Source organism: Clostridium sp. Marseille-P2415 (assembly GCF_900155545.1).
Taxonomy (GTDB): Bacteria; Bacillota; Clostridia; order Lachnospirales; family Lachnospiraceae; genus Lacrimispora.
The window spans coordinates 2,336,954-2,358,068 of the sequence record NZ_LT732526.1 but is presented as its reverse complement, the minus strand read 5'-3'; the positions used below and the strand labels follow the sequence as shown (position 1 = coordinate 2,358,068).

The 21,115-nt window shown below is 48.0% G+C and carries 20 protein-coding genes; 18 read left to right on the top strand and 2 right to left on the bottom strand.

Going from position 1 to position 21,115, the window contains the following annotated elements:
- Positions 1-14 precede the first annotated feature (14 nt).
- From pap to BQ9856_RS15675, 6 genes are all read left to right on the top strand, one after another.
- Positions 15-1,514, top strand: a complete 1,500-nt coding sequence (pap, locus tag BQ9856_RS15700) for a polyphosphate:AMP phosphotransferase (RefSeq protein WP_077611875.1) — start codon at positions 15-17, stop codon at positions 1,512-1,514.
- A gap of 91 nt (positions 1,515-1,605) precedes the next feature.
- Positions 1,606-2,874, top strand: a complete 1,269-nt coding sequence (locus BQ9856_RS15695; protein WP_077611874.1) for an NAD(P)/FAD-dependent oxidoreductase — start codon at positions 1,606-1,608, stop codon at positions 2,872-2,874.
- Positions 2,858-3,544 carry a (d)CMP kinase gene (gene cmk, locus BQ9856_RS15690; RefSeq protein WP_077611873.1) on the top strand — a complete coding sequence of 229 codons (687 nt, stop codon included), beginning with the start codon at positions 2,858-2,860 and terminating at the stop codon, positions 3,542-3,544. The genes BQ9856_RS15695 and cmk overlap by 17 nt, the downstream gene beginning before the upstream one ends.
- A gap of 3 nt (positions 3,545-3,547) precedes the next feature.
- Positions 3,548-4,399, top strand: coding sequence for a 4-hydroxy-3-methylbut-2-enyl diphosphate reductase (gene ispH, locus BQ9856_RS15685; protein ID WP_077611872.1), 852 nt, complete (start codon positions 3,548-3,550; stop codon positions 4,397-4,399).
- A complete protein-coding gene (rpsA, locus tag BQ9856_RS15680) occupies positions 4,380-5,480 on the top strand; it encodes a 30S ribosomal protein S1 (protein WP_077611871.1) in 1,101 nt (366 codons plus the stop codon). Before ispH ends, rpsA begins: the two co-directional genes overlap by 20 nt.
- Positions 5,481-5,579: 99 nt before the next feature.
- Complete coding sequence (locus BQ9856_RS15675; protein WP_077611870.1) at positions 5,580-7,640, top strand: M13 family metallopeptidase; 2,061 nt, start codon at positions 5,580-5,582, stop codon at positions 7,638-7,640.
- Positions 7,641-7,702: 62 nt separating this feature from the next.
- On the opposite strand, the gene BQ9856_RS15670 is transcribed toward BQ9856_RS15675, so the two are convergent.
- Positions 7,703-8,062, bottom strand: coding sequence for a metal-dependent transcriptional regulator (locus BQ9856_RS15670; RefSeq protein ID WP_077611869.1), 360 nt, complete (start codon positions 8,060-8,062; stop codon positions 7,703-7,705).
- Between the two features lie 182 nt (positions 8,063-8,244).
- On the opposite strand from BQ9856_RS15670, the gene BQ9856_RS15665 reads away from it, so the two are divergent.
- The 8 genes from BQ9856_RS15665 (at position 8,245) to BQ9856_RS15630 (ending at position 14,564) form a co-directional block, all read left to right on the top strand.
- The gene (locus tag BQ9856_RS15665) at positions 8,245-8,460 is read left to right on the top strand and encodes a FeoA family protein (protein WP_077611868.1); all 216 of its coding nucleotides are present in this window, start codon (positions 8,245-8,247) and stop codon (positions 8,458-8,460) included.
- Positions 8,461-8,476: 16 nt separating this feature from the next.
- The gene (locus BQ9856_RS15660) at positions 8,477-8,695 is read left to right on the top strand and encodes a FeoA family protein (protein ID WP_077611867.1); all 219 of its coding nucleotides are present in this window, start codon (positions 8,477-8,479) and stop codon (positions 8,693-8,695) included.
- A gap of 73 nt (positions 8,696-8,768) precedes the next feature.
- Positions 8,769-10,952, top strand: coding sequence for a ferrous iron transport protein B (gene feoB / locus BQ9856_RS15655; RefSeq protein WP_077611866.1), 2,184 nt, complete (start codon positions 8,769-8,771; stop codon positions 10,950-10,952).
- A 64-nt stretch (positions 10,953-11,016) separates the two neighbouring features.
- Positions 11,017-11,157, top strand: a complete 141-nt coding sequence (locus tag BQ9856_RS15650; RefSeq protein WP_077611865.1) for a FeoB-associated Cys-rich membrane protein — start codon at positions 11,017-11,019, stop codon at positions 11,155-11,157.
- A 64-nt stretch (positions 11,158-11,221) separates the two neighbouring features.
- Positions 11,222-11,713 carry a transcriptional repressor gene (locus BQ9856_RS15645; protein ID WP_442855538.1) on the top strand — a complete coding sequence of 164 codons (492 nt, stop codon included), beginning with the start codon at positions 11,222-11,224 and terminating at the stop codon, positions 11,711-11,713.
- Positions 11,714-11,758: 45 nt separating this feature from the next.
- Positions 11,759-12,388: an HD-GYP domain-containing protein gene (locus BQ9856_RS15640; RefSeq protein ID WP_077611864.1), complete on the top strand. Its 630-nt coding sequence runs from the start codon at positions 11,759-11,761 to the stop codon at positions 12,386-12,388.
- A 98-nt stretch (positions 12,389-12,486) separates the two neighbouring features.
- Positions 12,487-13,896: a L,D-transpeptidase family protein gene (locus BQ9856_RS15635; RefSeq protein WP_077611863.1), complete on the top strand. Its 1,410-nt coding sequence runs from the start codon at positions 12,487-12,489 to the stop codon at positions 13,894-13,896.
- A gap of 149 nt (positions 13,897-14,045) precedes the next feature.
- On the top strand, positions 14,046-14,564 hold the full coding sequence (locus tag BQ9856_RS15630) for a transcription repressor NadR (protein ID WP_328587252.1): 519 nt from the start codon (positions 14,046-14,048) through the stop codon (positions 14,562-14,564).
- 60 nt (positions 14,565-14,624) lie between these two features.
- On the opposite strand, the gene BQ9856_RS15625 is transcribed toward BQ9856_RS15630, so the two are convergent.
- Positions 14,625-15,146 (bottom strand): hypothetical protein, encoded by a 522-nt coding sequence (locus BQ9856_RS15625; protein ID WP_077611862.1) that lies wholly within the window; start codon positions 15,144-15,146, stop codon positions 14,625-14,627.
- A 217-nt stretch (positions 15,147-15,363) separates the two neighbouring features.
- On the opposite strand from BQ9856_RS15625, the gene BQ9856_RS15620 reads away from it, so the two are divergent.
- The 4 genes from BQ9856_RS15620 to BQ9856_RS15605 all read left to right on the top strand — a co-directional run bounded on the left by BQ9856_RS15620 (position 15,364) and on the right by BQ9856_RS15605 (position 21,006).
- A complete protein-coding gene (locus BQ9856_RS15620) occupies positions 15,364-17,106 on the top strand; it encodes a L,D-transpeptidase family protein (RefSeq protein WP_077611861.1) in 1,743 nt (580 codons plus the stop codon).
- Positions 17,107-17,126: 20 nt separating this feature from the next.
- Entirely contained in the window at positions 17,127-17,402 is a 276-nt protein-coding gene (locus tag BQ9856_RS15615; protein ID WP_077611860.1) for a GNAT family acetyltransferase, read from the top strand.
- A 95-nt stretch (positions 17,403-17,497) separates the two neighbouring features.
- A complete protein-coding gene (locus tag BQ9856_RS15610) occupies positions 17,498-19,189 on the top strand; it encodes a methyl-accepting chemotaxis protein (protein WP_077611859.1) in 1,692 nt (563 codons plus the stop codon).
- Positions 19,190-19,332: 143 nt separating this feature from the next.
- Complete coding sequence (locus BQ9856_RS15605) at positions 19,333-21,006, top strand: glutamine--tRNA ligase/YqeY domain fusion protein (RefSeq protein ID WP_077611858.1); 1,674 nt, start codon at positions 19,333-19,335, stop codon at positions 21,004-21,006.
- The last annotated feature ends 109 nt before the right edge of the window (positions 21,007-21,115 follow it).

Below are 21,115 nucleotides of genomic sequence, written 5' to 3'. Positions count from 1 at the left end.
AAGGAGGACGGTTTATGCTGGAAAAGATTGATTTATCAAAAAGGATAGACAAGGAAACCTACAAAAAAACAAGAAAGGAACAGAGTGAAAAACTGGGGTTTTTGCAGCGGGAATGCAAGGACGCCGGAATTCCTGTCATGATCGTGTTCGAGGGCATGGGGGCCTCGGGGAAAGGGACCCAGATCAACCGTCTGATCCAGGCTCTTGACCCCAGGGGCTTTGATGTGTATGCCAATGATAAATCAACGGAGGAGGAACAGATGCGTCCGTTTTTATGGCGCTTCTGGACCAAGCTTCCGGCCCATGGAAGAATCGCCCTCTTTGACCGGAGCTGGTACCGGCAGGTGACGATGGAACGGTTCGACGGCAGGATTCCGGATATAGCCCTTCCCGGTGCATTTCATGATATCGAATCCTTTGAACGGCAGCTTACGGATGATGGCATGGTCATCATAAAGCTGTTTCTCTGCATTTCCAGGGAAGAACAAAAGAAACGCTTCAAAACGCTTCAAAGTTCCAAAGAGACAAGCTGGAGGGTGACAAAGGATGACTGGCGCAGGAATGGGGAATATGACCGGTTTCTGGGCATCTGCGAGGAGATGCTTGAAAAGACCGATATAGACTGTGCACCCTGGACCATCATTGAAGCCACGGACAAGGACTTTGCCTCGGCCAAGATCATGACCCATGTGGCGGACTGTTTGGAGGATGCCTTAAGACAGAGGCAGCTTCGGGGAGAGAGAAAGGAAAAAGAAGTCCCGGTCCGCTCCGAAAAATTTAAAAGCGGCGTTCTGTCCGGTGTGGATTTGACCAGGACCATGACAAAGGAAGCATATAAGAAGGAAATCGACCGGCTGCAGGAGGAATTAAAGTTCCTGCACAGCCGGATTTACCGCTTGAGGATCCCTGTGGTTCTGGGGTTTGAGGGCTGGGATGCGGCCGGAAAGGGCGGAGCCATCAGGCGGCTCACCAGCCACTTGGATCCCAGAGGCTATAAGGTGTATCCGACCGCAGCGCCCAATGACATGGAAAGGGTCCATCATTACCTGTGGCGTTTCTGGAACCATGTCCCAAAGGCAGGTCATATCGCCATCTTTGACCGGACCTGGTACGGCCGTGTCTTAGTGGAGCGGATCGAAGGCTTTTGCAGTGAGAATGAATGGAAGCAGGCCTATCAGGAAATCAATGAGATGGAAGCCCACATGGCGAATGCAGGGGCTGTGGTTTTGAAGTTCTGGCTTCACATCGACAAGGACGAGCAGGAACGCCGCTTTAAGGAACGCCAGGAAAATCCGGCAAAGCGGTGGAAGATCACGGAAGAGGACTGGAGGAACCGGGAGAAATGGGACCAGTACGAGTCTGCGGTCAATGAAATGCTGGTCCGAACTTCCACAACCTATGCGCCCTGGGTGGTCGTAGAAGGGAACTGCAAGTATTATGCAAGAGTCAGGGTGTTAAAGACTGTGGTAGAAGCCCTGGAGGCGAAGGTGAAAGAAAGGAAGAAAAATTCATGACCGCTTGTATTTTCATTCTTTTTCGTGTAAAGTAGGAAAGGACAGGGATACCATTATGCCCTGAGAAGCGGGCAGGAAAGAGGAAACGGGCATGAATACGGTTTTGATCGTGGGCGGTGGCGCTGCAGGGATGCTGGCTGGAATAGCAGCAGCCATGAAGGGCAGTACCGTCCACATTTTTGAGAAAAATGAAAAACTTGGGAAAAAGGTCTATATCACGGGAAAGGGCCGCTGCAATGTGACCAATGCCTGTGATACGGAGGAGCTGTTCGGAAACGTGGTGACCAATGCCAAATTTCTTTACAGCAGCTTTTACGGCTTTACCAATTTTGATATGATGGACCTTTTGGAAAAACTTGGCTGCCCCTTAAAGACGGAGCGCGGCAACCGGGTTTTTCCGCTATCGGATAAATCATCGGATGTGATCAGGGCTCTTACCCGGAGGCTTTTGGAACTGGGGGTTTCCATCCACTACCGTTCGGAAGTGGAAAAGCTTTTGATAGAGGATGGCCTTCTGACCGGCCTGGTCTTAAAAGGCGGGGGACAAAAATCCAGGGTATATGGAGATTCCGTGATCGTTGCCTGCGGAGGGATGTCCTACCAGGCAACCGGCTCCACCGGAGACGGCTATGAACTGGCAAAGGAAGCCGGCCATAAGGTAACGGCTCTTTCTCCTGCCCTGGTGCCCTTTGTGGTAGAGGAACCGGTGGTAAAGGAGCTTCAGGGGCTGTCTCTCCGCAATGTGGAAGCCACAGTCATGAAGGGGAAAAAGGTTGTTTATAAGGAATTCGGGGAGATGCTGTTTACCCATTACGGGGTCAGCGGACCGGTCCTTTTAAGTGCCAGCAGCTATGCGGCGAAAGAGCTGAAAAAAGGGCCCCTGATCCTTTCCATTGATCTAAAGCCGGCCCTTTCGGAGGAACAGCTTGATGCCAGGCTCCTGCGGGATTTTGAAGCGGCCATAAACAAACAGTTCAAGAATTCCTTAAACAGCCTCTATCCTTCCAAGCTGGTACCGGTCATGGTGGATATAAGCGGCATATCACCGGAGAAAAAGGTCAATGAGATCACCAGAGAAGAGCGGCAGCGGATCATCCGGGCTACGAAAGGCTTTCCCCTGACCTTAACGGGGCTTCGCGGGTTTTCCGAGGCCATCATCACCCAGGGAGGCGTTGACTTAAAGGAGATAAACCCGTCCACCATGGAATCAAGGCTTCTTGACCGGCTCTATTTTGCAGGGGAAGTGCTGGATCTTGATGCGGTGACCGGAGGCTTTAATCTGCAGATCGCCTGGTCCACCGGATGGGCGGCCGGAAGTGCTGCCGGAGAGGAGAAAACAAAAGATGACAAAGGTTTATAATATAGCAATCGACGGCCCGGCCGGAGCAGGAAAGAGCACCATCGCTAAGTCTGTTGCGGAGAAGCTTCACTTCGTCTATGTGGATACGGGAGCCATGTACCGCGCCATGGCACTGTATTTTTTAAGAAACGGGATCCCGGCCCACGATGAGGCAGCCATTTCCCGGGCAGCCGGAGAAGTGAATGTGACCATTACTTACGAGGATGGCCTCCAGCAGGTGATTTTAAACGGAGAGAACGTATCCCCTTACATCCGTACTGAGGAGGTCAGCGCCATGGCTTCTGCAACCTCGGTCTACTTACCGGTCCGTAAAAAGCTGGTAGAGCTTCAGAAGGAACTGGCTTCCAAAGAAAATGTCATCATGGATGGACGGGATATCGGGACCTGCGTGCTGCCGGAAGCCGATTTGAAAATATATTTAACGGCCGGCAGCCGGGTACGTGCAAAACGGCGGTACCGGGAGCTTACGGCTAAAGGAGTGGAATGCAGCCTGGAGGACATTGAAAAGGATATCATCCGGCGGGATCACCGGGATATGAACCGGGAGAATTCCCCCCTTAAGCAGGCGGAGGATGCAGTTCTGCTTGATTCCTCCTATATGACTGTTCCGGAGGTCATAAGCCGGATCATGGAGCTGTTTGATGAAAAGAAAAAGGAAGAAAGGAGATAGCGTATGGAAGTGATTGTTGCAAAATCCGCCGGGTTCTGCTTTGGAGTAAAGCGGGCGGTGGAACAGGTCTATGAGCAGCTTAAGAGAAACGACAAGCCTATCTATACCTACGGCCCCATCATCCATAACGAGGAAGTGGTACGGGATCTGGAGGAAAAGGGAGTAAAGGTCATTGAATCCGAAGAAGAGCTTATGGGAATAAAGGATGCAGTGGTTGTCATAAGGTCTCATGGAGTCGGTAAACGCGTTTATGACATCATGGAAGAAAACGGGATCGAGATCGTGGATGCCACCTGTCCTTTTGTAAAAAAAATCCATCAGATCGCCAGGGAGCAGAATGAGGCCGGAAGGCGGCTGATCATCATTGGAAATGAAAAGCATCCGGAGGTAGAAGGTATTAAAGGCTGGGGAAATGCTAATACTTTAGTGGTGGAAACACCCGAACAAGTGGAAACTTTATCTCTAACAGAAGGAGAAAGACTGTGTATTGTATCACAGACGACATTTAATTACAAGAAATTTCAAGATTTAGTTGAAAAAATTTCGGAAACGCGGTATGATATACTTGTTTTAAATACGATTTGCAATGCAACACAGGAAAGACAGGTGGAAGCAAAGCGGATAGCTTCAGAAGTGGATGCCATGATTGTCATTGGCGGAAAAAGCAGTTCGAATACCCAGAAGCTGTACGAGATATGCCGAAGGGAATGTAAGAATACTTACTATATCCAGACACTAGGTGATTTAGATCCTGATTGTGTAAATTCTGTGCGCAGCGTAGGTATTACAGCCGGGGCTTCAACCCCGAATCATATTATCGAGGAGGTTCATACTAATGTCAGAGTTAAGTTTTGAACAAATGTTAGAAGAATCATTAAAAACCATACGTACAGGAGAGATCGTCACTGGTAAAGTCATCGACGTAAAAGAAGATGAAATAGTCTTGAATATAGGTTACAAGTCAGACGGCATCATTCCGCGTAGCGAGTACACGGATGACCAGAATTTAGATCTTACAACCGTTGTACAGGTTGGAGAAGAGATGGAAGCCAAAGTCATCAAGGTAAACGATGGCGAAGGCCAGGTTGCTTTGTCCTACAAGAGGCTGGCAGCGGACAGAGGCAATAAAAGATTGGAAGAAGCATTTGAAAACCACGAGGTGCTTACCGCAAAAGTTGCGCAGGTACTTGACGGTGGTTTAAGTGTGGTTGTAGAGGGAGCAAGGGTATTCATTCCTGCAAGCCTGGTATCCGATACTTATGAGAAGGATTTGTCCAAGTATGCGGATAAGGAGATCGAATTCATTATAACAGAATTCAACCCGAGGAGAAGAAGGATCATCGGCGACAGAAAGCAGATCATGGTTGCTAAGAGAGCCGAGCTGCAGAAAGAATTATTCGATAAGATCCATGCAGGTGATGTCGTAGAAGGCACCATCAAGAATGTAACCGATTTCGGTGCATTCATTGATCTTGGCGGCGCAGATGGTCTGCTTCATATTTCCGAGATGAGCTGGGGCAGAGTGGAAAGCCCGAAGAAGGCTTTTAAGGCCGGCGAGAAGGTAAAGGTTCTGATCAAGGATATTAACGGGGATAAGATTGCCCTTAGCTTAAAGTTCCCGGAGACAAATCCGTGGAAGGACGCTTCTGTGAAGTATGCAGCAGGTAACGTAGTTAACGGAAGAGTTGCACGTATGACCGACTTCGGCGCATTCGTTGAGCTTGAGCCAGGTGTGGATGCACTGCTTCACGTATCCCAGATTTCCAAAGAGCATGTTGATAAGCCTGCGGATGTTTTAACCATCGGGCAGGAAATCGAAGCTAAGGTCGTTGATTTCAACGAAGAAGAAAAGAAGATCAGCTTAAGCATAAAGGCGCTTCAGTCACAGGATGAGGCTCCTGCAGAGGAAACATCGGTATATTCTGACGAAGTTTAAGCATAATAAGAGATAGAACGAATGAGGAAGTGGAGAGATCCGCTTCCTTTTTTGCGATTGAAGCAAAAGTGCATGAGCAATAAAGAAAGGGGGAACGTTATGAATAAAAAAATCTGCTTCCTGCCGGCAGTCCTGCTGTTTCTGTTTTTTGTGCTGACGGGATGCGGGAAAAAACCGGAGCCCCAGCCGGAACAGACGGCAGCCCAGCCGGTCAATGTACAGGGAGAAGCGGGGAGCGGGGTACCGGAAGAAGGGAGTAAGGTCCGTCTGGAAGATGATTATTATGGATTTGTAAACCGGTATATCCTGGAGGAGACGAAGATCCCTGAGGATTCCAACAGCTGGAGTTATTTTTACAAATTGGATAAGGAGGCCTACGAGGTTCTTCATGAAGTGCTGCAGGAAGCGGTGGAAAACCGGCAGAAGTCGGCGCCGGGCTCCCTGGAGCAGAAGATTGCAGATATGTATCTGACAGCCATGGATATGGAGGGGCGGAGAAATGCCGGGCTTGGAGCGCTGCAGCCCTATATCGATGAAATAAGAAACGCGTCCGGTATAAAAGAGTATTTAGAGAGCGTCGGAAAGCTTTATTCGGATCTGGGGCATGGAAGCATCATCACAGCCCAGTGGTTAGAAGATATGAGCGATTCCAGCCGGTATGCGTTATATGTGGATGGGGCTGATTTGGGGCCGGGTAAGGAAACTCTGGAAGATGAGACTCAGGCTGCCCTGCTCAGTCAATACCAAGCCTACATTGGAAAAATCATGGAATCCGCGGGCCTGGATCAGGAAGAGGCTGCACAGGCGGCTTCCGGTATCCTGGGGCTTCAGAAGGAACTTGCAGCAAGCGCCCTTCCTCTTAGCGACCAGAGCAATCCGGATGTCATTTACAATCCTTATTCCGCCGAGGAAATAAAGAGCCTGTTCCCCAATGAGGATATTGACGGTTTCTTTGAAGCAGCCGGACTTACCGGGGTTCCCTTCTATGTGGTGACCCAGGAAGGCCAGATGAAAAAAATCAGCCGGTATCTGACTGAGGATCATCTCCCCCTTCTTAAGAACTACTCCATTTTCTGCCTGATCAATGATTTTGGCCCCTATCTGACGCCTGAAATCAGGGACAGCTATCTGGATTGGTACAATGTGCAGAAAGGCATCAAAGAGAAAAAAACAGATGAAAAGATGGCCAGTGAGATGACTCAGGACATACTTGGCTTTGAGTTCGGCAGGCTTTATGTGGAGAAGTGCTTCACAGAGGGAGATAAACTCGCTATCGAGGATATGGTCCATCAGATCCTGGGAGCTTACAAAAAACAGATCATGGGGCTTGACTGGATGGGGGAAGAAACAAAGGCAGCTGCAGTTAAAAAACTGGACAGCATGACCTTAAAAATCGGATACCCTGACAAATGGCCGGATGATTATGCACAGGCATCTGTCTTACCGGCGGAGAGCGGGGGGAGCTTCATTGATAATACCATTTCCCTGTTAAAGGCCAAAAACAGGGTGGACAGGGATAAAGTGCGAAAACCGGTGGATAAATCAGAATGGGGGATGACACCTCAGACGGTCAATGCCTACTACAACCCCACCGGAAACGAGATCGTTTTCCCGGCAGCCCTCCTCCAGGCACCTTTCTATGACTCGGAAGCAGATTTTGCCGCCAATTTAGGAGGCATTGGAATGGTCATTGCCCATGAAGTGAGCCATGCCTTTGATTCTTCCGGTTCCCTTTATGATGAGAATGGAAATTATCACGTGTGGTGGACCGATGAGGACAGGGCAAAATTCAAAAAGCTGGCGGATCAGGTGGTGGCTTACTATAACGGCCAGGAAGGCTATGAGGGACGCCGGGTAAACGGCGCTCAGACCCTGAATGAGAATATTGCGGATCTGGGTTCCATGAACTGCATCACATCTATCGTGGGAGATGATGTGGACGATCTGAAGCTTCTGTTCGTGCAATATGCCACCATATGGGCGTCCAAATATACGCCGGAGAGCATGATCCAGAGACTGAATACAGATGTCCACTCTCCGGCCAGGGTGAGGGTCAATGCAGTTCTCAGCGCGACCGATGCCTTTTATAAGGCTTATCCGGAGATAAAGGAAGGGGATGCCATGTACACAGCACAGGAGAAGCGCGTAAAAATCTGGTAGAAGCGGTCAAAGAAAGCCATGCCATGCGGGGAGGTTCCCGGTATGGTATGGCTTTCTTTTGCTTATTTAATGTGTTCTTTTATGGCCTCAAAGCTTTCCCTGCTGATCACATGTTCGATTTTGCAGGCATCCTCATCGGCTGTTTCTCTGCTGACGCCAAGCTTAACGAGCCATCCGGAAAGCAGTTCATGCCGTTCGTAGATCATCTCGGCAATGTCCTTTCCCGATTCGGTTAAATAAATGTACCCTTCTTTCGTAACCGTAATATGGTTTCTCTCCCGAAGATTCTTCATGGCTACGCTGACACTGGATTTTTTAAAGCCAAGCTCCTCGGCCACATCCACAGACCGCACCACAGGCAGGGTCCTGCTTAAGACCAGTATGGTTTCCAGGTAATTTTCCGATGATTCATTCGTATGCATGGTAATCGTCACCTCATTTTAAATGGTAGGAATAGTATATCATATAGGGGAAGGAACATCAAATAAAAATCATAATGATAAAAAATATCAATAAAAAACTTGACAACTTACCAAAGTTAGAATATACTAACTTTCAGGAAATGGGAATGATTATCAATAATATAAAAGAAAGAAGATGACGAATGATGCCTTTGACTATGGTGAAAGCAGGCGAGCCAAATGTGATCCGCAAGGTAGGGGGCAAGGAAGAAACAAGACGTTTTTTAGAAAACCTTGGCTTTGTGACCGGAGGGATCGTAACCGTTGTTTCCGAAATGGGCGGGAATATGATTGTTAATGTAAAAGATTCCAGAGTGGCTATTGGGAAAGATATGGCCAATAAAATCATGGTAGGATAGAAAAGGAGAAAAGACAATGACATTAAAAGAAATTCCATGCGGAAAGACAGTTAAGGTAACAAAGCTTACCGGAGAGGGTCCGGTTAAGAGACGGATCATGGACATGGGAATCACAAAAGGCGTGGACATTTTTGTAAGAAAGGTTGCCCCCCTTGGCGATCCGGTTGAAGTTACCGTAAGAGGTTATGAATTATCCCTGCGGAAAGCAGATGCGGAAATGATAATTGTGGAGTAATTTTTTTTACAAGTGGGTTAGGTATGACTAATACCAACCAAATCAAGTGCTGACAGGCAGAAAGAGGTAGAGTATGTCAATTAAGATTGCATTAGCAGGTAATCCAAACTGCGGAAAGACAACGCTGTTTAATGCGCTTACGGGATCCAATCAGTTTGTGGGGAACTGGCCGGGCGTAACGGTGGAGAAGAAAGAAGGAAAGCTGAAGGGCCATAAAGATGTGATCATCATGGACCTTCCCGGTATTTATTCCCTTTCTCCCTATACTCTGGAAGAAGTGGTAGCCAGAAATTATCTGATCACAGAGCGGCCGGATGCGATTTTAAATATCGTGGATGGAACCAATATCGAGCGTAACTTATACTTGTCCACCCAGCTTATGGAACTGGGCATCCCGGTCATCATGGCGGTTAACATGATGGACATCGTTGAGAAAAACGGAGACAAGATACATACCGATAAACTGAGCCAGAAGCTTGGCTGCCAGGTGGTAGAGATTTCCGCATTAAAGGGGACCGGAATCCAGATGGCGGCGGAAAAGGCGGTAGCCCTGGCAAATCAAAAGGACAGTGCGGTTCCGGTCCATAAATTCGCGCCGGAAGTGGAAAGCGTTTTGGATTCCATTGAAGAAAAGCTGGGGAATGAAATTCCGGAAGATCAGAAGCGCTTCTTTGCCATCAAGCTTTTGGAAAAGGACAATAAGATCCAGACCCAGATGAAGCATGTACCGGATGTGACAGAAGAGATCAGCCGCATCGAAAAGGAAATGGATGACGATACGGAGAGCATCATTACCAACGAGCGTTACGTATACATCTCTTCCATCATTCATGAATGCTTCACGCGGAGCAAAAGGGAAAAACTGACCGTATCGGATAAGATCGACCGGATCGTAACAAACCGTTTCCTGGCCCTGCCCATATTCGCGGCGGTCATGTACATCGTGTATTACGTGTCCGTTACAACTGTTGGAACCTGGGCTACGGACTGGGCCAATGACGGTGTATTCGGGGAAGGCTTCAGCTTCTTTGGCTTAAATGTTCCCGGTGTGCCCGTTGTTGTAGAGGGGATTTTAACAGCCGTAAACTGCGCGGACTGGCTCCAGGGCCTTATCCTCGACGGAATCGTAGCCGGTGTCGGTGCTGTTCTCGGTTTCGTGCCTCAGATGTTGGTGCTTTTCATTTTCCTGGCATTTTTAGAGGCCTGCGGCTACATGGCGAGAGTTGCTTTCATCATGGACCGTATTTTCCGCCGGTTTGGTCTTTCCGGTAAGTCTTTCATCCCGATGTTAATCGGAAGCGGCTGCGGTGTGCCTGGAGTTATGGCTTCCCGTACCATTGAAAATGACCGTGACCGTAAGATGACGATTATGACAACCACCTTTATCCCCTGCGGGGCAAAGCTTCCGATCATCGCTTTGATTGCAGGTGCGTTGTTTGGCGGAGCATCCTGGGTGGCTCCGAGCGCTTATTTTGTAGGCATAGCAGCTATCGTCTGCTCGGGCATTATTTTAAAGAAGACGAAAATGTTCGCAGGAGACCCGGCTCCATTTGTTATGGAGCTTCCGGCATACCATATGCCGACAGTTGGAAATATTTTAAGAAGCATGTGGGAACGCGGCTGGTCCTTTATCAAAAAAGCAGGTACCATCATTCTTCTGGCAACTATTTTTGTTTGGTTTACCTCCTTCTTCGGCTGGGTAGACGGCCAGTTCAGAATGTTAGAAGATCTGGAACTTGATCACAGCATACTGGCGGCAGCCGGAAACACGATCAGCTGGATCTTCGCACCTCTTGGCTGGGGTGACTGGAAATCCGCAGTTGCGGCAATTACCGGACTGATAGCAAAAGAAAACGTAGTAGGTACGTTCGGTATCCTTTTCGGTTTTGCGGAAGTTGCAGAAGACGGATCTGAAATCTGGGGAACGCTTGCGGGCAGCATGACTCCTTTGGCGGCTTATTCCTTCCTGATATTCAATCTTCTTTGTGCTCCGTGCTTTGCAGCCATGGGCGCCATCAAGAGAGAGATGAATAACATAAAATGGTTCTGGTTTGCCATCGGATATCAGACCCTTCTTGCTTATGTAGTAGCTCTCTGCGTTTACCAGATCGGCGCTTTGGTGACCACAGGTGCCTTTGGAATCTTTACGATTGTTGCATTTGCCCTGATCGCAGGATTTATCTATCTGTTAGTAAGGCCTTCAAAGGAAGGCAAAACATCAAAAGTCAGCTTGAGTAGTGCAGCAGGCGCCAAATAGGCTGCGGTACAAATCATAAGAGCCTGCATGAAATGTGCAGGCTCAAAATATAAGGAGGTGCTCTATGGGAACACTGGTTGTTTTAATCGCTGTCATCGGTATGGTGGCATTGGCAGTCAAAAGTATGATCCGTGACAAAAAGAACGGAAAATCCATTCAGTGCGGCGGAGAATGCGGAAATTGCGGAGGGCATTGCTGCCACTAAGGGCGGCAGCCGGCAGAAGAATGGTTTACAGGCCTTAAAAATACCCGTAAATGGAGGTGCGCAAGTGGAGAAGCAGAATAACATCAATGAGAAAAGAAAAGTACCTGATTCCAGAAGCTATCACAGGTCAAAAATGCAGAAGGAACTCATCATTGAAAGGCTGAAGGATAAGGGGTGCAGGATCACGAAACAGCGCCTCACGCTGCTGGACATCATATTGGAACATGAATGCTCCAGCTGTAAGGAAATTTATTATAAAGCATCGAGAGTTGATGACAGCATCGGCGCTGCTACCGTCTACCGGATGGTCAATGTATTAGAAGAAATAGGCGCGATCAGCCGGAAGAACATGTATAAGATCGCATATTCGGAAACCTGTTCCATGGAGGATGCGTGTACGGTTGTTTTGGACGATGAGACGACCTATCACCTTTCTGCTAAGAACTGGAATTCGGTTGTCCGGGCCGGACTTACTGCCTGCGGATATCTGAATAACCAGAAAATAACCTCCATTACAGTGAAGCCATGTGAATGCGAAAACGCCGGTTGCCTTTAAATTGGAGTTAGCATTTGCTAACCAACGAAATGAGTATGATAAACCATGAATAGAGGATCCGGATTTGAGTTAAGCAAAAATGGCATTGATTACCATGAGATCATCGAATGCATCGTGAGCGCGTTGGATGCCAAAGACCCCTATACAGCGGGGCATTCTCAAAGGGTCAGCGATATGGCGCTGGCCCTTTCGGGGTTTCTGGAGCTAAGTAAAGATGAGATAGAAAAGATACATATAGCCGCCCACCTCCACGATATCGGAAAGATCGGAGTGCCGGATGCGGTATTAAATAAGCCGGAAAAGCTCTCCAAAGAAGAATGGGAGTTTATGAAAAGGCATCCGCAGATAGGGGCCGATATTTTAAGCAAATCCCGTCATTTAAACGAGCTGAAGGAGATCGTTCTGTATCACCATGAGCGTTTCGACGGAAAGGGATATCCAAAAGGGCTTAAGGGAGAAGAGATCCCTCTGGGAGCCAGGATCATAGCCATCTGCGATTCCATAGATGCCATGGCATCGGACCGGGGTTACCGGAAAGCCTATTCCATGGAGTTCTGTTACGGGGAAATTAAGAGGAATCTGGGGGTGATATACGATCCGGTGATCGGAGCCCTGGCGTTAAAGCATTGGGCCCAGGTGACCCGGTCCGTTCGATCAGGAACATACCGATACTGAATTCGATGATTTTTCTGCTTGTTATTCCGCGAAAATCGTGTTAACCTAGGAGGGTGTGGGAATATTTCCCATAAAATGAAGAAAAGGATTTGGAATGAATGAGCAGTAAAAGAAATCATGCAGGTACGATGGTAAAGAGCGTCCTTGTGGCAGCGGCTTTTATGCTGGCCGGGACGACAGTTGCACTGGCAGATAATGCTTCAAAGTTTGTTCCCGGCACCAAGGTGAACGGTGTTCTTGTGGGAGGAATGACAGTTGAGGAAGCAAAGGTACAGATCGAAGGCTTTTATGGCAGGGAATATAATCTTTCCATTAAGGAAAAGGGAGGCGTGACAGAGGTCATCAAGGGTTCGGAAATTGGTTATCAGGTCGTTATCACGGACGGGCTTCAGGCGGTTCTGGCTGAGCAGAATGCTACCGGCCGCGTGGCAGGACCGGCGGCTGACAATGCCCATACCTTAAAGAGTACGGTGAGCTTTGATAACGGACAGCTGGAGGCAAAGCTTAAATCCCTTACCTGTGTAAGCGGCAGTAGTATTACAGTGACAGCAAACGCCCATGTATCGCCCTGGCAGCAGGGAGTGCCGTTTACCATCATTCCGGAAGTCCAGGGGAACAGCGTCAACATTGGAAAGCTGGAAGAGGTGGTGAAGGCTGCCTTAAACAGTGAGCTTACGGAAGTGAATTTAGAGGAAGCCGGGTGTTATGATACCATAACCGTTACCTCAGAGGATGCCGGGTTAAAAGCCCAGTGTGACGCTTTAAACCGTGTGAGGGAAATGGCGGTCACCTATACCTTTGGGAATCAGTCGGAAGTCTTAACCGGGGAAGAAATCTGTTCCTGGATCACGGGTATGACGGAAGGCGTGATAGGCGTAAACGGAGAAAAAGCCGCGGCTTATATAAAATCCCTGGCAGACAAATATGATACCGCAGGAAGGGCAAGGGTGTTCCATACGACGGATGGGAGGGATCTTTCTCTCGCAGGCTCCTATGGCTGGCAGCTGAACCAGGCGGGCGAGACTGCGGCTCTTATAGAACTGATACGGGCCGGACAAACCCTGACAAGGGAACCTCAGTATACCCAGGCTGCTGCTGACCGGAATAATGACTGGGGAGGGACCTATATAGAGGCAGATATGGCTGCCCAGCATGTTTACATGTACAAGGATGGCGCACTGGTCTGGGATTCCCCCTGCGTGACAGGAAATGTGTCCAAGAATTATACAACTCCGGAGGGCATTTACACTCTGTCCTATAAGCAGACGGACCGGGTCCTTCGCGGAGCCAAACAGGCAGACGGCACGTATGAATATGAAAGCCATGTGGATTACTGGATGCCGTTTAACGGAGGGATCGGTTTCCATGATGCCAGCTGGAGGAGCAAGTTCGGCGGAGCCATCTATCAGACAGGCGGAAGCCATGGCTGTGTCAATTTGCCTCCGAACAAGGCAAAAGCCCTGTACAGCCTGGTTTATTCCGGTATTCCGGTCATTTGCCATTATTGAATCTTCTGATTTTAAGCGGTCTGCATAACCGTATAAAAAGAGGCTGCCTTGTCACCTGACACCGGATTGACAAGACAGCCTCTTTATGTTAAATTCAGAACATGGATCGGAGCAGAAGATATCAAAGATAAAGGCAGGTTATAACAGACGTGGATGGAAAAAGACGCAGAAAAAAGATCATGGAAATACTGAATCAGGAAGAGCTGCCCATATCCGGGGCAGAGCTGGCGCGGAGAGTCGGTGTCAGCAGGCAGGCAGTCGTTCAGGATGTGGCACTTTTGCGGGCGGAAAATGAGGAAATCATGTCCACCAACAAAGGGTACATTCTGCACCGCCTGCCGGAGAAACAGGAACATGTCTGTGTGAGGGTCTTTCGGGTCAGCCACGCTACAGAAGATACCCTTGATGAGCTTCAGACCATTGTGGACTATGGGGGGAGACTTTTAAACGTGTTCATTGAACATGAGGTTTACGGGCAGATCAACGTGGATCTGATCATTAACAACCGTCTGGATGCGGCGGAATTCGTAAACCTGCTTGAGCATTCCGAAGACCAGCCGTTAAAGGCCCTTACCGGAAGCTGCCATTACCATACCGTGGCAGCCGATTCCCGGAAAAATCTGGACCGGATTGAAATGGAACTGAGGAATAAAGGCTATCTGGTATAGCAGCAGAAGCTTCCGGGCTTAAGCGGTATCGAATTCGCCGCAGCCCGGAAGCCTTTTTGTCTATTCATTCCTTTTTGGTCTGCCATTGGACGTACAGAAAACGATGATCTTCTCCGGGTTAGTTACAGCCGGAATACTGCGGGTGGTGAACATGTACAGGACAAAAAGATAATGGCCTCCGGGATGATAAAAAAAAGTCTGGCCGTTGGAAAGAAGAATCTCCGTATTGTCCTCATTTGACAGATCCAGCTTAAGGGTCTGGTTTTCATTTACCAGGTCTTCATTAAAATAGTCAAAAGCAACCTGATACCCATCGTCATTTTCTGCAAGGATGACCGCAGTGAACTGGGGCGGATAGATTAACGGCACAGGAGCCTTTGTATCATAAATGGCGGTGATCGGATCACCGGTTTGAAAGGTATGCTGTTCCAGGACATAGGTCTGGGGAGTGACAACCAGATCGACCTGTCCCAGGCTCTGGCTCACCATGGAAATGAGCTGCATACATTTGGAGTCGTCACCGGAGGTCTGTAAGGGCGTAACGGAACTGACCGTTCCATAGATGGGGGAATAGCTTGCCATGAAGAATCCTTCTGTATCATTCTTTATCCTATCTTATGAATGCAGAGGTGACATTATGAAATTGTTAATAAGAAAATTCAGAACTTTCTAATAAAATTGGATTTGACAAATCGTAATAAAAACGTCAAAAAATATACCATAAAAATTTAGACATATTTCGCGGGTATAAGGTATAATAATTTCTGAACGAAAAGGCTAGTAAAGAGGTAGGAAATAAATGGAAAAAAAGAAACCGCGCAGCAGGAAAAAAAAGCCGTTAGGATTAAGAGGCTGGGCAGCAATTGGAGGCGGAACTGTGGCTGCAGCGGCGCTGATTGCTGCCCTGGTGTATCTTCAGACGGGCAGGCAGTATGAGAGGGTGTTTTTTCCCAACACCACGATCAATGGAATGGATGCATCAAAGAAATCCGTAGAGGAGGTAAAGAAGCTCATTGCTTCCGGGATTGAAGGCTATTCTCTGTCAATTAAGGAGCGGGGAGGAAGTACAGAAGAAATCAGGGGAGGCGGTATCGGTCTGGAAGCCGTTTTTGACGGAAGCCTGGAAGCCCTTCTGGCAGAACAGAAGCCTCACAAATGGTTCGGGCATTTAAAAGTGCCCCAGACATTTGAAATAGATACAATGATACAATTTGACCAGGATAAATTCGATGCGGCGGTTTCCGGCCTGACCTGTTTGAAGGAAGAGCTTACGGAAAAACCGGAGAGTGCATACATATCCGGCTATGTGCCGGGACAGGGCTACAGCATTGTGGCGGCAAAGGAAGGAAACCAGCTGGATCCGGAGAAGGTGAAAACCGTGATTTCGGATGCGGTTCTAAGCTTAAAACCGGAGATTTCCCTGGAAGAACTGGGAGCCTATGTACGGCCTGAAGTTCCAAGCGATGATCCCCGGCTTATCAGCCAGGTGCAGACCATGAATCAATACGCCAATGTTACCATCACCTACAATTTTGGAGATGAAAAAAAGGTATTAAACGGTGATACCATATCCAAGTGGATCGGAGTCGGAGATGATGGTAAGGTGTATTTGAACAGTTCTTCTGTCACAGCATATGTGAAAGAGCTGGCTTCCCGGTACGATACCTCCACCAGCGCCAAGCGCTTAAATACCTCTTACGGGCAGACGGTCAGAATTACCGGGGGCAGCTATGGCTGGAGAATTGACCAGAGCGCAGAGGCGGATGAGCTGGCACAGCTGATCCGTTCGGGACAAAGCCAGGTGAGAGAACCGGTCTACAAACAAAAGGCCGCCAGCCATGGGGCCGCAGATTATGGCAGCACCTATATGGAGATCAATCTGACCGCCCAGCATCTGTTTTTTTATAAGGACGGAAAACTTGTGGTGGAATCGGATTTCGTATCCGGTAATGAGTCCAAAGGCTGGTCCACTCCTGCCGGAGTATATTCCCTTACCTATAAACAGAGAAATGCGACCTTAAAGGGGGAAAATTACAGCACTCCGGTTTCTTACTGGATGCCCTTTAACGGAAACATCGGCCTTCACGATGCCTCATGGCGCAACACCTTCGGAGGTACCATCTATAAGACCAACGGCTCTCATGGCTGTGTCAATCTGCCGCCGGCTGTGGCTAAGACGATTTTTGAGAATATAGCGGCCGGGATACCGGTTCTCTGCTATCACCTGCCTGGAACGGAATCCAAGGCAGCCGCCAATACTCCGTCTAAGACGGGGGAGACGAAGGCAGCTGCAGAGCAGACAACGACAGCTGCACAGACAACAGCAGCCGCGCAGCCGACAACAGCCGCGCAGCCGACAACGGCCGCTCAGCCCACAACTACGCCGGCTGCCGCCTCAACCGTGCAGACGGCAGAAGCTCCGTCCAGAACCTCTCAGACGGAGGCGTCAACAAGCGGAGCCTCTGCAGGAAACAAAGAGGCCGGCCCAGGCGTTTCCAACCGCTCCGGAAAGAAGAAAAACGGACCCGGAGTGATGAATTAGTGTTGGAGGAGGAATAAAAGATGCTTGAAAAAGAAACCTTTGTACCGATACAGTTTTTTAAAAAAGAAATCTATACCGGGAGCATGAAAGGGATGCGGTACCGTGTGAAAAAGGGAGACGAGGGGCTTGAGGCCTTTGTTTACCCGGAGCCGTACTGCTATGAGGCAACACCGGAGGAGCAGAAAATCAAGGCAGTTTTTCCGTTTTCAGAGGAGGGACGGGAGCAGGCCGTGGATTGGATCAACAGGCAATACGAGGAAAAACAGACAATTTGGGGAGCATCTGCAAGAAAATAATACACAAATCGACAAAATTAGCACGAAAGTATTATAAAAGTAACCGTCCAGTTCGATAATATAATAGATTAAATATTTAACTGGAGGGTTTTATTATGATCAAGCTACGTAAGCGTGTAAGAGATTTTAAACTTAAGAATTTACTTGTGATATGTTTTGGCATTGAGCTGCTCCTGTTTTTGTTTTTGGGAATCTTTTGCACAAAAAACATACAATCCATGGCAAATGACACAAAGACGCTGTATGACATGCCTCATACCAATCTGGTGGGATTCTGGGAAGTAAAGAGTAAGATTGCACAGACCGGAGATGGCATCAGAGATTGGATACTTTTCGGAAATCCGCTGCCGGAGGAGCAGAACGCCAATTTAACCGGAGCACTTCAGCAGTTAAAAGATATCGAAAGCAATAAGGTTGATAAGAACCAGCCTACGAGCGATACCTTTATGGATATTTTAAACAGCGTTGAAGCTTGGGGAAATAAGGGAAATGAGATCGTAACTGCGCTGAATGCAGGCAAAAAGGTTTCCAATGAGATGGCAGCTGAATATACCGAACTTGAGCAGTCCGCTATCGCAAAGATTGATAACAGCATCGGAGCAGCTTCCGGAAATGCCTTAAACTTCCGCAACCGGTCGGTTCAGAATGCAGCGAATGCTACTGTAATCACGCTTATTACATTCGCTATTGCGCTTATTTTAACAATCGCTCTTTTAACCATTGTACTTAAGATCATCATGAGACCTCTTGATATTCTGTTAGGTGCTGCAAAGAGAATTGAAGCCGGTAATCTGGAGGAAGATATCGACTTTGAGGCCAGCAATGAATTTGGCGATCTGGCTGAGTGCTTCCGCCAGATGCAGTATTACTTAAAGAGCGTGATCAACGATGTAACGGATAATTTAAATAGAATGGAAGCAGGAGATTTCCGGATCCACACCGATGTGAAATACGTTGGAGCATTTGAATCCATACATAATTCCATGAACACAATTTCAGACCGTCTGGGCAATACGTTATCCCATATTAATGAATCCGCTGAGCAGGTATCCGGAAGTTCTTCCCATGTATCCTCCGGAGCACAGCAGTTAAGCCAGGGCACCGTAGAGCAGGCAAGCTCCATCGAACAGCTGGCAGCTTCCATCGCAGAAGTCAGCAGCCAGATTGACCAGAACTCCGAGAATGCCAGGGCAGCAAGCAACCAGGCGGCACAGACCTCTCAGGAGATCGTCATTGGAAAGAATAACATGGGCCGCATGCTGGATGCCATGAATGAGATCAACAATTCTTCCAGTGAGATTGGAAAGATCATTAAGACCATTGAAGATATTGCATTCCAGACCAACATACTGGCATTAAATGCGGCTGTTGAAGCAGCCCGTGCAGGCGAAGCAGGAAAAGGCTTCGCAGTTGTAGCCGATGAGGTCCGTAATCTGGCAGGAAAAAGTTCGGAAGCCTCCCAGAATACCACAGAGCTGATCGAAAACTCCATGAGATCGGTAAAGGAAGGAACAGATATTGCAAATGAGACAGCCAAATCCTTAAATCTTATTGCAGAGTCCTCTGAAAAATCCGCGGATCTGTTAAAGCAGATTTCTGCAGCTTCCGAGGCTCAGGCAACTTCCGTCAACCAGATCCGGGAAGGCATAGACCAGATTTCCTCTGTTGTACAGTCCAGCGCTGCCACAGCAGAAGAGAGTGCGGCTTCCAGTGAGGAACTGTCCGGCCAGGCACAGCTGTTAAAGCAGCTTGTATCAGACTTCCAGTTTAATAATAGCGAAGCATAACGTTTAAAGGAAAGAACCGTAAAATAACGGCGGAGGTCAGGCCTTAAAGGGCAGGACTTCCGCTGTTATTTTCCCCCTTTTCGAAATGAATGAAATATGATATGATTATGTATTATTGGAATTACTGACATGGAGGAAGAGAGATGGAAGAGAACAAAGAAGAAGTGGTTTCTAAAAACTTTATTGAACAGGAGATAGATAAGGATCTTGCAGAAGGTGTTTACGATCACGTACAGACCAGATTTCCACCGGAGCCTAACGGCTATCTGCATATTGGACATGCCAAATCCATTTTATTAAACTATGGCCTGGCTCAGAAGTATGGTGGAAAGTTCAACCTCCGTTTTGACGATACAAATCCGACCAAAGAGAAAACAGAGTTCGTGGAATCGATCATGGAAGATGTGAAATGGCTGGGCGCTGATTTTGAGGACCGCCTTTTCTTTGCATCCAATTATTTTAAGGAAATGTACGAATGCGCCGTTTTCTTAATTAAAAAGGGGAAGGCATTTGTCTGTGATCTGTCTGCGGAAGAGATAAAGGAATACCGCGGGGACTTTAAGACTCCCGGAAAAGAAAGCCCATACCGGAACCGCAGCGTGGAGGAGAACTTAAGACTGTTTGAAGAGATGAGGGAAGGCAGGTACAAAGATGGGGAAAAGGTTCTCCGCGCCAGGATCGATATGGCTTCTCCCAACATCAACATGCGTGATCCGGTCATCTACCGTGTGGCCCGCATGACCCATCACAACACCGGTGATATGTGGTGCATCTACCCGATGTATGACTTTGCCCACCCAATTGAAGACGCCATTGAACACATCACCCATTCCATCTGTACTCTGGAATTTGAAGATCACAGACCTCTGTATGACTGGGTCGTAAAAGAATGCGGATTTGAGAATCCGCCCCGTCAGATCGAATTTGCAAAGCTGTATCTTACCAATGTGGTTACAGGAAAACGCTATATCAAAAAGCTGGTGGAAGATCACATTGTAGACGGCTGGGATGATCCCCGCCTGGTCTCCATTGCGGCATTAAGAAGAAGAGGCTATACGCCGGAATCCCTCCGTATGTTCGTGGATCTGGTAGGTGTATCCAAGGCCAACAGTTCCGTGGATTATGCCATGCTGGAGTACTGCATCCGTGAGGATTTGAAGTTAAAGAGGCCGAGGATGATGGCGGTTCTTGATCCGGTAAAGCTGGTTATCGATAACTATCCGGAAGATACCGTAGAGTATCTGGATGTTGCCAACAATCTGGAAAATCCGGAATTAGGAGAAAGAAAGGTTCCCTTTGGAAAAGAACTTTATATTGAACGGGAAGACTTTATGGAGGAACCCATTAAAAAATATTTCCGTCTTTTCCCGGGGAATGAAGTCCGCCTGATGAATGCCTATTTCGTAACCTGTACCGGTTGTGAAAAGGATGGGGACGGCAATGTTACCGTGGTTCACTGTACCTATGATCCGGAGACAAAGAGCGGCTCCGGTTTTGAAGGAAGAAAGGTAAAGGGAACCATCCACTGGGTGGCTGCTTCCGCCGCAGTTCAAGCGGAATGCCGCCTGTATGAAAACATTGTGGATGAAGAAAAGGGAAAGCTCAATGAAGACGGAAGCCTGAATTTAAATCCCAATTCCTTAAGGATCTTAAAGAACTGCTATGTGGAACCAAGCTTTGTTCGTGCAAAAGCCTATGACAGCTACCAGTTTGTAAGAAACGGCTTTTTCTGCATTGACTGTAAGGACAGTAAGCCGGACCATCTGGTATTTAACCGGATCGTATCGTTAAAGAGTTCTTTTAAAATAACAAAATAACTTTTGCCGGGCTCAGGATGCCGGTCAAAAGAAGAAATGCTGCATGACCGGGAGAGAAGAGGACGTGCGGCATTTCTTCATATCCGATAAAGAAAGGAGGCCTTTTATC